Raw genomic sequence first — 14205 nt, 5'->3', positions numbered from 1 at the left:
AGCAATTCTAGCATTGCAACATTTATATTCGGTTATAGCGTACAGACTTTTATATATGGCAATAAACGCATATAAAATAGGAAGTAGAAACAATATTTTGACTAGATTAATAGACAAATAAATGTTCGATAAAAAATCTCATCTAAGAGAAATTCTTGAAAGAATGGGGAAATTTTAAGAAAATAGCAGACATAAAAAAAGTATTCAGACACTTGCAACGCTCTGAATACTTTTTTATGAAAACTAAAATTACATGAAATTTATCGGCTAATCACTCCGCAGTATCCAAATCCAAATCACGGTCTATCTGCCAAATTAAATACGCACCCAAACTCATGAGTACAAAGAGTGCAATACCGATTTTTAACACTGGATTGAGAGGAAATAAGTTTAATAATAAACCACCAAAAATACCGACCGAAAACATCAACGAGCCTTGCAAAGCACTAGCCATACCCGCACGGCGTTTTTGAAAAGCAAGCGCAATGGCCGAGGCGTTTGGTTGCGTCAGACCCAAGCCCGCAATACAAAAGAAAATACAGGCTAAAACCAGCGGTAACCATGCATCCGTACCAAAAATAATACCGGTTACAAACAGTGCCGCAGCTGAGATGACCTGCATCATCGCGCCAAAACGTAGGATACTTAAAATACGAAAACGATTGGTTAACCATTGATTCAGCTGCGTCAAACCTACAAACCCTGCCGCATTCATCCCAAATAACCAACCAAAATGGGTGGCTGAGACGCCATAGGTATCCATGATTAATTCAGAAGCTGAGCTGATATAGACAAACATCGCGCCCATTAATAAGCCGCCACCAATCGCAGGATAGTTAAAGGTTGGGTCTTTTAACAAATCCCAATATTGACTGAGCACTTCTTTGGCAGGACGGACGTTACGGTTTTCTTCAGTCAAGGTTTCAAAAAAGAAAAACTTGGTCAGTAATAAATTTAACGCCCCAAAGGCGGCCAAAAACCAAAAAATAGAATGCCAACTAAAGAACTTTAAAAATAAAGCCCCAAGAGATGGCGCTAAGATTGGCGCTAAACCCATAACCAATATCATAATAGAAAAAGCTTTAGCGGTTTGTTTGGCTGTCAGGCGGTCACGTATTGCCGCCCGCGTCACAACCGCTCCCACGCACGCGCCCAGTGCCTGAAAGGTTCGACCGATAAACAATACGTATTCATTATCGGTCGTCGCACAGACAATCGAGGCAATCACATATAAAATCATGCCCATATATAACGGTTTGACGCGACCGACACGATCACTAAAGGGGCCATAAAACAGCTGACCAAATACTAAACCAAGAAAATAGGCTGGCACAGAGTTGGCCATAAAGGCGGTCGATACGCCAAAATCCTCTGCCATCGACGGCAATGCTGGCAAATACATATCAATCGATAATGGCCCGACCGCTACGATAAGCCCAAGCATCATAATCCATGCAACGGGCAAATCAGCAGAGCGCACTCGGTCAGCAGCATTGGGTTTATTGGGCAGGGAGGGTTTTGGAGCAGACATAATGAGACCATATGATAGAGAAAGGTTTATTTTATTATTGATACGTGGTTTGTTGGGTAATTTTAATCGACTTTTATTACAGAACAAGCCTTTTAAAAATACCGTCTACGAACAAGCAGCAACGTAAACAGATAAAAAAACAGATAAAAAAACAGATAGTGCTATATTGCACTATCTGCTTGTAATTCAATACATGCTTGATGTGAGTAAAATAAACCTATCTCACTCAAGTACAGTTGCCAAATATGGCTGATTTTTTAACGGAATTGACGTTTGCCAAAAGCGGTACTGGCTTGCTTGGCTTTTCTAAGTGCCAGTTTACGGTTGCGACCAAACATCATTTTTAGTTGCCAAAATTTTTCTTTATATAGCGTGGTAGCTGGCTGGTCAAACATGGCATTGATAACGCGTTTGCTTGCCAGCACCGCATCGGGTGAGCGCTCAGCAAACTCGGCGGCAAGCTTTTGCGCCCGCTCAAGTGGCGTTTCACTACAATGGCTGACCAAGCCAAGCGCTTTGCCTTCCTCGGCATTGACGGTACGCGCGGTCATTGCCAGCTCCTTTAAGACATCAGCGCGTACAACACCAAACCCTGATTGCGTTATGCCCATGTCAGGAACTAGCCCCCACTTGGCTTCCATAATCGACAATTTACACTCAGGATGGCTAATACGCACATCACAAGCCAGCGCCAGTTGTAAGCCTGCGCCAATACAGTAACCTTCTAAAACCGCAATCACTGGCACAGGCACATCACGCCAAACCAAACAGACGCGTTGAAAGAGACTTTGCCAAGGTTTAATAAGTTCCCATAGCGCAAACGCTTGATTCTTAGGATGGTTTAAATCGCCCAAATCGATACCAGCACAAAACGTGCCCTCTGCGCCATTAAGAATCACCGCACGTACCGTTTTATCTTTACTGATTCGACCGGCGACCGCGATTAACTCTTGCACCACTTTAAAACTCATAGCGTTCTTTTTTTCCGGTCGATTGATGGTCACCGTTATTATATTGTCAGTGGCGCTGACTTGTAATGTCTCATACTGATACGTGGCAATAGCGTGCATAATCATCCTTAATAATAAATAAAACACTTAGAGAGTTTGTTAATCCGTTTAATATTAACAGCCTTGCACTCGCCCTTCCTTATCAATAACTGACTGCTAGGGTATCGTTTAGCCTCAGCGGTTTTATGATTATCCGCTTTAAATCATTTTCCACGTCATATCATTTTCACTTAGACGATGATAATTAAGCTGCGGATACGCCGATAAATCGAGGGTTTGTAGATTGTTTAACGCCGTCAATAACGCTTCATAATAAGGCTCTAACATCGCAAATTGAGCCGGCGTGGTATGTTGAATATTTAATAAGCATTTATCTTCTAAGTCTTGGCTGGCTTGACGTAGCTGCGGCACGCCGGTATAACGGCTGCCACCTAAGATACGATGGGCAATTTGCGCCAGCGCACTGCGGTTACGGCTCTCCCAAGCCTGCATCAACGCTTGCTTTTCATCATTGATGGTATCGAGCATCATGATGATGAGCTTGGCAGCCAAATCGGGTTTATTGGCTGAGCGCGTCAACGCATCTTGCCAATTTAAAATCTCCGAGGTATCAAGGGTATTTGCGCCCATATCCGTATTATTTTGCCCGTGTGCGGTATTTACTGCTTGTTCATCTTTAGCACGCTCTGACATTTGATAAGGCGGATAAGCCAATGGTACTTGCCCCTGCCCTTGATAATGCAGATTCTCATAGTGTGGCTTTTCATAGCGTGGCTTCTCGTAACGTGGTTGGGTTTCGCGCGGCGTCTCGCGTCTATATTCTTCACGCGGCTGACTGTCACGCAAATAGTCATCGCGGATTTTCTTTAATGATAAGGGTCGGGTAATTTTTGCCGGACTCTTCACTTTAGTATCAGCACTGGCATTGGCGATACGACTATCCTCGTTATCTTTGAGCAAAGGATAAGTTGGGGTTGTCACATCTGCATAAGACGTCAAGGCGTTTTGATTCACCTCACTTTGTAGGTCAGAGCTAGACAAATTAGAGCTATGCAAGTCAGAGCTGTATAAGTTATCGCTATGAATGGTGGTTAATGGCGGCACTGAGTCGGTACGGCCAAGCCATTTTTGTAGCACTTGTAGCAACTGTGGCTGGCTAATGGGTTTGCCAACATAGTCGTTGATGCCGCTTGCAATCAGCTTATCGCGCTCATCGGCTAAACCATGGGCCGTTAAGGCGATAATCGGAATATGATGATCAGAGGTTTCGATATTACGGATTTGCCGCGCTGCTTCATGCCCTGACATACGCGGCATTTGAATATCCATAAATATCAAATCGATACTGTTTTTGTGCGCCGTACTACCTTTATCATCTGTTGTAGTATCGTCAAGATGTAATGGATTAACCGCCGATTTACTAGCATCATCACGCGCTTCGGCTTTAGATATTTGAGTTTTTTTCGACAGACTTTGGCTGTCAGCTTTAGTAGTTTTGATATGCTTAGTTTGCTGTTTACTGATGATTTCTATCGCATCAAAACCGCTGCTGGCGGTAATGACATGGATGCCAAGTTCACTTAGCAGCGCATCAAGCACCAGTAAGTTCGGCAGATGGTCATCGACAGCCAAGACGGTCACGCCCTTCCATCGCGGCTCTTGAACGCCACTCGGGGCGTTGCGTTTTTGCGTATCAAGCATGGCATAGAGCTGTCTTTTATCTAATGGTTCATACAAAATATTGGCATGATAACGATTGAGCAGCGCTTGATCGGCGGCAACTTGATAGCCAAATACCGCCAGCTTTCCTTGATAATGCAGGCGAATCTGTTTGAGCAGCGCCATCATATCGTCTTGGGTATCATCATCAACGATAACCCAATCCCAATAATTGCCGCGCTCTTTAAGCGACTCAAGTACGCCCGGTAAAGAGTTTGCTTGGCTCAGGGTAATCGGTAAATGTTGTAAGCTGGCTTTGAGCACCTGTATCGACGCGGTATGATTGATCCAAACCAGTACATTAAACTCGTCTGTATCGCTGGCAAGTGGCGCGAGCACGGGCAACTCAATCGTTTGCCCAGTTGCCGCCTCTAAGACATCGACATGGGCTGGCATTCGAAACCAAAACGTCGCTCCTTGATTAGAGATGTTTTCTTGCACATTGTCATAAAAGCCAATGTCGCCACCCATCAGCCGCGTTAACTGCTTGGAGATGACCAGACCCAAACCGGTACCGCCGTATTGCCGCGTAATCGACGGATCGCCTTGGCTAAAGCTTTGAAAGAGCATTTTTTGGTCAGATAATGAAATCCCTTTACCGCTATCTTGCACGCTAATCATCAAATAATTGTCGCGATGATCGTCTAAGCTCACGCGTACAACCACGTCGCCACTATCGGTGAATTTAATCGCATTACCGACGATATTGGTCAGTACTTGCTTGAGGCGCAACGCATCGCCGTTGATGCGCATCGGCACGTCGTTATAAAACAGCACCGCCATGCGCAGACCTTTTTCGGCAGCAACCGGCGATAGCATATCCACCACGTCATAAATGGTGTCATAAAGGTCAAACTCGTGACGGTCGAGCACCAATTTACCCGCTTCAATTTTAGAAAAATCCAAGACGTCGTTCACTAGCGCCAATAGATGCGCCGAAGATTTACGGATGGTTTGCACGTACAAATCTTGCTCGGGATTGAGCTCACCGTGACGCGCCAGCAAATTAATAAAACCATCAATACTGTTTAACGGTGTTCGCAATTCATGGCTAATATTGGCCAAAAATGCCGATTTTGCTTGGCTGGTTGAGATTGCCGCATCGCGGGCATTACGGATAGAGATATTCTGCATTTCCATCTCATCAAATGCCAAGCGCAAATCATCTTCGGTCTGCTCGGCATGATCTTTTAAATCTTGGAAGCTGGCATGGAGACGACGTAACGTCCTGACCAGATCTTGCTGCAATAAATTCAGCTCGCCATTCGATTCGACCGGAATAGGCTGATAAAGATTGTCGACATGGGTACGTTGTAATTGCAGGCGCAGCTCATAAATCGGCGCAATCCAACGTTTTGAATAAATATTTAAGCTCAATAGCAAAATTAAAATCGTAAATAAACCCGTAATCGCGAGCGCCATGGCGATACGATAACGGGCGATATAGAGCGGCTCATTATCCATATCAATCATGAGCCACAATTGCTGCCCGTCAAACTCTCCCAAGCTACTGCCGTAAGCGGTACCAATGAGCGTTGTTTGTTGCGATAAAAAGCGCTCTGCAGATTCTATCAGCGGCCAAGCTTCCTCAGTGCCATAACCGACGCTTGCTAACACTTCATTGTTTTGATTGATAATTGCAATACGCTGGACATGCTGCTCGGACTGCATACGCCCGAGCCTATCTTGAATACCTTCTAAGGCTGTTATCGCCGCTTGCGGGTTGTCCGCTGCCTTATTTTTATCATCGCTATTCTCTACCTGTTCTTGCTCTAATAACTCAGGAACCAACTCCGCAATCGTTGGCGTATAACGAATCAGTACCGCCTCTGCTAACGCCTCTTGCTCTGAATTACTGGCACGCATGGTTTCGTAAAATACCAAAATGCCACCGACCGCTGCCAATAAACAAATCGGCAAAAACACCAATATAATCAGCTGACCATAAGCACTACTGGTATCAAAACGTTTTTTGTAAGCCATGCTAGGTTTATTCTCCACTGATTTTGGCGCTAAATGCTATTGCTGATGAATGCTGTTACTGACAAATCTTTTACGGTGCGCTTGGATATTCATAACTTATTAAGCATTAAAGATGAGTCATCAAGAATGACTTGCGATTATCTTAGCAGGATTCTAACGAAGGCGGTTAACCATTCCTTGGCAAACTTTTCTCGCTTCACTTTTTTCTCGCTTCACTTACTCATGCACTTTTATTGTTTAAAGGTTATCGTAAGCAGTCCGCTTTTAGTATTTTTTTATGCCTATTTGTTTATGCAGATAAGTACACTGCTTATCCTCAATAAAAATTTATGCATTAAGCGCAGGCGAAAACAAAATGATATAATGACGCAACTTTTTATTGACCACAATCAATCTCTAACGGTCATCAAGTACTGACCTGCTATTTAAACAGCGCCTATTAAAAAACTAATAATCGATAAGGATAACTTATGTCCGCTACGGCCCAGTCAAACGCCAATTTTATTACGCAAATCACTGACCTTGCCGATTGCGTAGGTAAGACGCCTTTGGTCAAATTGAATCGCCTGCCTGAGCAAGAGCAGATTGCCAATGGCGCGGTATTGCTCGCCAAACTCGAAGGCAATAACCCTGCTGGCTCGGTAAAAGACCGTCCGGCCTTTAATATGATTTATCAAGCGGAGCAGCGCGGTGATATTAAACCTGGCGATATGCTCATTGAAGCGACCAGCGGCAATACGGGCATTGCTTTGGCGATGGTGGCGGCGATGCGTGGCTATCCAATCACCCTATTTATGCCAACCAACTCGACCCAAGAACGTAAAGATGCGATGGCCGCTTATGGTGCGACGCTTATAGAAGTCGACGAAGGCATAGAAGCCTCGCGTGATATGGCGCTGCAAATGCAAGCCGACGGTAAAGGTATTGTACTCGATCAGTTTAACAATCCTGATAATAAACAAGCGCACTATTTGACCACCGGCCCTGAGCTGTGGGCGCAAACGGACGGTAAAATCACCCATTTTATCAGCTCGATGGGCACCACAGGTACTATCACTGGCGTTGCACAATATCTTAAAGAGCAAAACCCTGACATTAAAGTCATCGGTCTACAACCTGACGAAGAAGCATCTATCGCTGGCATCCGCCGCTGGCCTGCCGCTTATATGCCCGGTATTTTTAAAGCAGATTTGGTTGATGACATCATGGATGTTGATCAGCGGGTCGCCGAAGTTTATATGCGTAAATTGGCGAAAACTGAAGGTATTTTTGCTGGTGTGTCATCAGGAGCAGCGGCATGGGCCGCTACTGAAGTCGCAAAAGCAAATCCTGATGCCGTGATTGCTTTTATCGTTTGCGACCGCGGTGATCGTTATTTATCGACGGGCCTATATAGTGTGAATGACGCTGACGATAGCACGGATAACGCCACCCCATAAGCTTATAAATAGGCAGAATTATTTATGTCAAACGCCCTCTCGTCCAAACCTATCTTGGTCTTTGATATTGAAACGGTTGCCGATACCGAGGCTGCCCGCCGTATCTATCCGCAGTTGGCTGAGCTAAACGATGCCGATGCTTTGAGCGCATTGACAGCGCTGCGACTCCAAGAAGCAGGTCACGATTTTATGCGTTTGCCCTTGCAGCGTATTGTCTGTATTTCTGCCCTTTATATTAAAGACGGCAAATTTTCCCTGTTTTCTTTGACCGCCGATAAGTTTAGCGAAAAAGACATACTGAGCAAGTTTTTTCGCGCGTTCAGTGACCTTGAAAAGCTGCCACAGCTGATTAGTTGGAACGGCTCAGGCTTTGATATTCCGGTGCTTATTTATCGCGCCATGCAGTATGACTTATCGGCGCCGTGGTTATTTGAAGAAGGCGAGCGTATCAAAAACATGCGCTTTGATAATTACGTTAATCGCTTCCACAGTCGCCATCTTGATTTGATGGACAGATTTAGCCAATACGGTGCCAGCCGCCGCGAAGCCATGGATATCGTCGCCAGTCTTTATGGTTTGCCCGGTAAAACCGATGTCGATGGCAGTATGGTTGGCGAGCTGGTGAGCAATGGTGATTGGCAAACGCTCTCAATATATTGCGAATCTGATGTGATGAATACTTGGCTGATTTATTTGCGCTGGCTGCGATTGACAGGGCAATTGTCCTCACCAGATTTTGAGCGGTGGCAGCAGCAAAGCCGTGATTATTTAACAAGTTATACCCAAGCAGATGGCAGTCCTCGCCATCATGAGTTTATTGCTGATTGGTCGTCTGCGCCTGCGCCACACTAAACATCTTAACGACAACGGCTCCCTCATTTTTAGTTATTTACCCTTTATTGCTTATTATTTATTATTAAGGCAGGTTTATGCAGCCCACCGACTCAAAAGACTTTACTACTCTAAACGTCAACCAACAGCCTAACGAGGCTCAGACCATTACTATGCCGCCAAGTAAGAAAAAATCTAAGCCTTCGTCAAAAACACGTCGCCGTTTAAAAGATGCTGAGCCATTACCCTTTAAAATAGATGGCTTGTCGCATGACGGTCGCGGCGTTGCTATTTATGGCAATGGTTTCGGTGAAGCCGACGGTCATATCGAAGACAAACATGGCAAAAAGATTTTTGTCAGCTTTGCATTACCGGGCGAAAGCGCCTTAGTCAAAATCACCAATAGCCGTAGCAGTTTTGAAGAAGGCGATGCGGTGAGCGTTACTGCCAATCCAAACCCTGAGCGCGCTGTAGCACCTTGCCCGCATTTCGGTGTTTGCGGTGGCTGTAGCTTGCAACATTGGCAGCCCGATGGTCAGATCAACTTTAAGCAATCGGTGCTTGCTGAATTGCTTATGCATCAAGCCAATGTTGAACCAGAGCATTGGCTCGCGCCCGTGGTTGGCGATCGCTTAGGTTACCGTACCAAAGCGCGACTCGGCGTGCGTTATGTCGCCAAAAAAGAAACCGCCTTGGTTGGTTTCCGTGAGCGCTCAAGTAACTTCTTAGCGGAATTAAATGAGTGTCATATCTTAGACCCGCGTATTGGCTTTGAAATTGAGAATCTAAAAGCGCTTATCAGCACACTTGAGAGTCGTGACAAGATTGCTCAGCTTGAATTAGCCATGGGCGAAGCGCTGCCAGAGCTGCCTGATGGTAATCAGCCGGTTGCACTGATTGTACGTAACTTGGCACCATTATCAGATGCGGATATTGAAAAATTAAAAACCTTCTTTGCAGCGCGTAATTGGCAGCTCTATTTACAATCAAAAGGCGCCGATAGCATTCAGCGTATTGCCTTAACTGAGCATGACGATATGACTGAGCAGTTTGGGCGCTTATATTATCAATTACCTGAGTATGATTTGACCTTTGAATTTATCCCAACCGACTTTACTCAAGTTAATTTATCGGTCAATCGTCAAATGACCAAGCTTGCTTGTGATTTGTTAGACTTAAAAGCGGGTGAGCGGGTGCTCGATTTATTCAGTGGTTTGGGTAACTTTAGCTTACCACTCGCGCGCTTGGTCGGCGAAACTGGTGCGGTGGTCGGCGTTGAAGGCAGTGAAGCCATGACCGCTCGCGCGGCCGATAACGCACGCCGCAATGGCATTACTAATACGGTATTTTATAGCCAAGACTTAACACAAGATTGCACGGATAAACCTTGGGCCAATCAAGGCTTTGACGCGCTACTCATTGACCCACCGCGTTCGGGCGCGTGGGAGATTATGCAGTATCTGCCAAAGTTCAATGCCGAGCGTATTGTCTATGTCTCTTGTAACCCTGCTACCCTTGCCCGCGATACCAAAGCTTTGTTAGAGCAAGGCTATCGTTTGACGCATGCAGGCGTGATGGATATGTTCTGTCATACCGGCCACGTCGAATCAATCGCACGCTTTGAGAAAGTGTCCGCTTAGCATCAATTTTAATGATGTTTAAAGTAAGGTGTTTCAAAAGACTTTATTTTAGGGCAGCGTGCTTTAATACACGCTGTTCTAAAACACCAAAATAACGTATGACAGATATAAATAAAGACGACCTTTTTTAACCTATTAATTTAAGCAAAAATGGCCTGAACGATAGGGATAAAAAGGCGTTATGTTATCGAAAGCGACATTATCATTACAGAGCCTTGCTTGATTTGTCATTGTGACATGAGATAATAACAGCCAATGTATTTAGGCTTTCTTCAACAAGATATCGTGAGTATCCTTTATCCTTACTCAGCGCTTTATATATTATTTATGTCTGTCATTTTATAGCTGCTAAAAATGGATTTTTTAGCGGCTGAATTGATTTATAGCTGACACTTTACCTATGGAAACCTCAAAGTGTGGTTGGTGAATGGGCTTTTAATCAATTTAGAATAGCTAAGAGGAGTGGGCTATGGTAAAAATTCGTGAAGGGCTACCGCTGGTAGATGGACAAACCACGCAAGCCGATAGCGCAACATTGGCCGCACAACTGGTCGCGAGCCAACGCTCTCATCAGTCTGCCAATAGCTATGCCCAAATTCCACACGACATCAAATATCAGCTGTCTACTCATAAACTGCATACTACCTTTGATCGCTCTGCTCAGTATGCTTACCACAGCCATGACCCTAACCTTGAAGATGAATATTTAAACAATCAATTGCTTAATGATGCCAATGCGCTTTCGGCACAAGAACTAGAAGCCATTGATTTAGATCAGATAAATATCGACGTCCCTACTTGGCTGGATAATGTTGCCAAGCGTATCGGGCAAGAGTCTGTGCCCAATCTTGCTAGCGCTTGCGAATTTATCCGCAGTCATATGAATACCAGTGAATCTGAACGTTCAGGCGCATATGTCACCGGTATTGGCATGACCGATATCTTGACTTACCTTTATCAAGATGAAAATGCGCTTGTCGCCGCGATGCTTTATCGTAGCGCCCGCAAATCGATTATTAGCCTCGCGGAAATTGAAAAAAAATTCGGTGCCGATATCTCAACTTTGGTTAAAGATACCTTGGCGATGGGAAAACTGTCGGAAATCATCGAAAGCAATAAGCGCTTAGAAGACCATTTCGTCAATAATCAGCGCGATCAGCTCTCCAACATTTATAGCATGCTCATCTCCGTGACCAACGATGTCCGCGTGGTGCTGATTAAATTGGCCGAGCGTACCTTTGCCATGCGCGAACTGACTTTTTCTGGTGAAGAGCGACAATATCGGGTCGCGCGTGAGGTTATGACCATTTATGCGCCACTAGCTCACAGGCTGGGCATTGCCCAATTAAAATGGGAGCTTGAAGATTTAGCCTTTCGCTATCTGGCGCCTGAGCGTTATAAAGAGATTGCCAAACTGTTATCAGAAAAACGCAGCGAACGTGAGTCTTATATTCAGCGCGTACAAGATAAGCTCAATGAAGCGTTGGCGGAAGCGGGTATCGAAGGCGAGGTTTCAGGCCGCGTCAAGCATATTTATTCTATTTACCGAAAAATGAAGCTCAAAGGTTTATCCTTTGATCAGCTATATGACATTCGCGCGCTACGGGTCTTGGTCAATAATCCTTCAGATTGCTATCACGTGTTGGGCTTGGTACACGGTTTATGGCGCTATATCCCTGAGCAATTCGACGACTATATTACCAATCCAAAATCAAATGGCTATCGCTCGCTACATACCGCCGTCATTGCCGAAAACAAGTCGCTAGAAGTGCAAATTCGTACTCAAGAAATGCACTTCGAGGCCGAGCTTGGCATGTGCGCACACGTCAATTACAAAGAAGGCCTGAAAAATAAAAAGGACAATTACCTTAACCAAAGAATCAGCTCATTACGTCAGCTCTTATCGATTAATAACGAAACGCGCAATCAGCCGCGCTCAGCATTACTGACTGGCGAAGAATTAGAAGAAATCGAGTTCGACGATGATGAGCAGTTGGTTGATTTCGATGAGCTCGAGCGTATTTATATCTTTAGTCGTGATGGCGATATTACAGAATTACCAAAAGGCGCCACTGTACTGGACTTCGCTTATTATGTACACACGCAAGTCGGTAACCGAGCGCAAGCGGCGCGCGTCAATCAGCGCTATGTGCCGCTGACTTACCAGTTAAAAACGGGCGAACAAGTTGAGATTATTACCAAAGCCTCGCGCGAACCCAATCGCGATTGGCTAGTCGCCTCGCTCGGTTATATTCATACCAACCGCGCGCGCTCAAAACTGCGTCAATGGTTCAATAAGCAAGACCGCGATAAAAATATCGAGATAGGTCGCCAAATGCTCAGTAAAGAGCTTGAGCGCTTGTCAGTGCACCCAAACAGTATTGATTTAAACGATTATATCCAGCATTTTAACGTCAATAATACCGATGATATCGTGGTTGGTTTGGTCACGGGTGATATCAGTCTTAATCAATTGACCAGTCATATTTCTCGTCAGTTAGATTTAGAGCCTGAAAAACCTGAAGAAGATTTCACCCCAAGTATCGATACGAGAAACGCGGGGAAACTTGATGCTTATAAAATCCGTATCGATGGTTTGGATAATATCGAGATTAACCTAGCCGGCTGCTGCCATCCTGTCCACGGTGAACCTATCGCAGGCTACATTACCTTATCGCGCGGCGTCAGCGTACATAACCGTGGCTGCCCCGAATACCTGCGCTTGATTGAACGGGATCCTGAGCGTGAAATTGAGGCGGCTTGGACGGTTAAAGCTGGTCGTTATCAGCCGGTAGACATTCACGTTGAAGCCTATGACAGGCGCGGATTACTACGTGATTTGACCCAAATTATTGATAAAGAAAACGTCAATATTCGTCAGGTTGAGACGCTCAGTAACGATGACAATATCGCCTTTTTAAAGTTTCATATTGAAGTTTCAGGGCTCGCGCATTTGTCTAAGTTACTTGCCAAGCTCGAGCAGCAGCATGGTATTTTGCATGCTCGCCGTGCTGTTGTTTGATAGCTTAAACTTTAAAATCTTTGAAAATAACCTTTATATATAATAGAGTCTGATAAGAAATACTATGCCTGAGTTGCCGGAAGTAGAAACCACCAAAACCAGCCTGACACCTTTATTAGGTCAACAAGTGGTCGATGTCAAAGTTTTTCAACCAAAGCTACGCTGGTCGATGCCCGATGATTTAAACCAACTGGTTGATTATACTTTGGACAGTGTCGAGCGCCGAGCGAAGTATTTAATCCTAAATTTTATACCGCTCACTTCTGTTAATACCAACGCTTCTATTCAGCCAAATAGCTTAGCACCGCGTCAACTTTTGATTCACCTTGGTATGTCGGGTAGCTTACAGCAACATAGCTATGGCACCGATAAGCGTAAACATGACCATTTAGTAGTGACATTTAGCGGCGCTGATAATAGCCAAACACAGCTACATTATTATGATCCGAGGCGATTTGGCTCAGTGCTATGGTTGAAAGATTACGGTCCTAAGCTTTTAGGTCATTTGGGTCCGGAGCCATTATCAGCAGACTTTACCGCTGATTATTTATATCATTTAATACAGCGCTCGGACAATCCAAATCAAACCTCGGATAACAACATAGCTAACAAAACCAATAGCAAGCAGTCTATCAAGCGCGCGATTAAATCAGTAATTATGGAGCAGCAAGTCGTTGTTGGCGTTGGTAATATTTATGCAACTGAAAGCCTTTATTTATCAGGTATTCATCCGGCAACACCAGCTAATGAAGTCTCCTATGAGCAAATAGATACCTTGGTTGATCATATCAAAGCCATTTTAAAAAAGGCCATCACGCTAGGTGGCTCTACTTTACGCGATTTTACCGTTGCCAGCGGTCAAACCGGCTACTTCCAGCAAACATTAAATGTTTATGGTAGACAGGGCGAAACCTGTCCGCATTGCGATACGCTATTAGAAAATATTAAGCTAAATGGCCGTGCCAGTGTCTTCTGTCCTAACTGTCAGCCTACCAAATGATGCATTTCTAAATTGCCTTACAGCTGAAGA

The 14205-nt window shown here is 44.8% G+C and carries 8 protein-coding genes; 5 read left to right on the top strand and 3 right to left on the bottom strand.

Annotated features, from left to right (window positions below; all coding sequences use genetic code 11):
- Positions 1-271: 271 nt before the first annotated feature.
- The 3 genes from IQ457_RS00210 to IQ457_RS00200 form a co-directional block, all read right to left on the bottom strand.
- Positions 272-1531 (bottom strand): multidrug effflux MFS transporter, encoded by a 1260-nt coding sequence (locus IQ457_RS00210; RefSeq protein WP_144297562.1) that lies wholly within the window; start codon positions 1529-1531, stop codon positions 272-274.
- Positions 1532-1788: 257 nt separating this feature from the next.
- Positions 1789-2601: a crotonase/enoyl-CoA hydratase family protein gene (locus tag IQ457_RS00205; protein WP_200661615.1), complete on the bottom strand. Its 813-nt coding sequence runs from the start codon at positions 2599-2601 to the stop codon at positions 1789-1791.
- A 138-nt stretch (positions 2602-2739) separates the two neighbouring features.
- Positions 2740-6243, bottom strand: coding sequence for an ATP-binding protein (locus tag IQ457_RS00200; protein ID WP_200661614.1), 3504 nt, complete (start codon positions 6241-6243; stop codon positions 2740-2742).
- 470 nt (positions 6244-6713) lie between these two features.
- Between IQ457_RS00200 and cysM the strand changes: the two genes are divergently transcribed.
- From cysM to mutM, 5 genes are all read left to right on the top strand, one after another.
- Entirely contained in the window at positions 6714-7682 is a 969-nt protein-coding gene (gene cysM, locus IQ457_RS00195) for a cysteine synthase CysM (protein WP_200661613.1), read from the top strand.
- A 24-nt stretch (positions 7683-7706) separates the two neighbouring features.
- Positions 7707-8534, top strand: a complete 828-nt coding sequence (locus tag IQ457_RS00190) for a 3'-5' exonuclease (protein WP_200661612.1) — start codon at positions 7707-7709, stop codon at positions 8532-8534.
- 77 nt (positions 8535-8611) lie between these two features.
- Entirely contained in the window at positions 8612-10153 is a 1542-nt protein-coding gene (gene rlmD / locus IQ457_RS00185) for a 23S rRNA (uracil(1939)-C(5))-methyltransferase RlmD (RefSeq protein WP_200661611.1), read from the top strand.
- A 469-nt stretch (positions 10154-10622) separates the two neighbouring features.
- Positions 10623-13175 (top strand): RelA/SpoT family protein, encoded by a 2553-nt coding sequence (locus IQ457_RS00180; RefSeq protein ID WP_200661610.1) that lies wholly within the window; start codon positions 10623-10625, stop codon positions 13173-13175.
- Positions 13176-13239: 64 nt separating this feature from the next.
- Positions 13240-14175, top strand: coding sequence for a bifunctional DNA-formamidopyrimidine glycosylase/DNA-(apurinic or apyrimidinic site) lyase (gene mutM, locus IQ457_RS00175; RefSeq protein WP_200661609.1), 936 nt, complete (start codon positions 13240-13242; stop codon positions 14173-14175).
- Positions 14176-14205 lie beyond the last annotated feature (30 nt).

Source organism: Psychrobacter sp. M9-54-1, from assembly GCF_016613355.1.
Taxonomy (GTDB): domain Bacteria; phylum Pseudomonadota; class Gammaproteobacteria; order Pseudomonadales; family Moraxellaceae; genus Psychrobacter; species Psychrobacter faecalis.
This window is presented reverse-complemented; position numbering and strand designations above follow the sequence as displayed.

What these genes read in the sequence shown, in the direction of transcription:
- IQ457_RS00180 (WP_200661610.1), top strand. Translation starts at nt 10,623, where the DNA reads ATGGTAAAAATTCGTGAAGGGCTACCGCTGGTAGATGGACAAACCACG.
- IQ457_RS00200 (WP_200661614.1), bottom strand. Translation starts at nt 6,243, where the DNA reads ATGGCTTACAAAAAACGTTTTGATACCAGTAGTGCTTATGGTCAGCTG.
- mutM (WP_200661609.1), top strand. Translation starts at nt 13,240, where the DNA reads ATGCCTGAGTTGCCGGAAGTAGAAACCACCAAAACCAGCCTGACACCT.
- IQ457_RS00190 (WP_200661612.1), top strand. Translation starts at nt 7,707, where the DNA reads ATGTCAAACGCCCTCTCGTCCAAACCTATCTTGGTCTTTGATATTGAA.
- cysM (WP_200661613.1), top strand. Translation starts at nt 6,714, where the DNA reads ATGTCCGCTACGGCCCAGTCAAACGCCAATTTTATTACGCAAATCACT.
- rlmD (WP_200661611.1), top strand. Translation starts at nt 8,612, where the DNA reads ATGCAGCCCACCGACTCAAAAGACTTTACTACTCTAAACGTCAACCAA.
- IQ457_RS00210 (WP_144297562.1), bottom strand. Translation starts at nt 1,531, where the DNA reads ATGTCTGCTCCAAAACCCTCCCTGCCCAATAAACCCAATGCTGCTGAC.
- IQ457_RS00205 (WP_200661615.1), bottom strand. Translation starts at nt 2,601, where the DNA reads ATGCACGCTATTGCCACGTATCAGTATGAGACATTACAAGTCAGCGCC.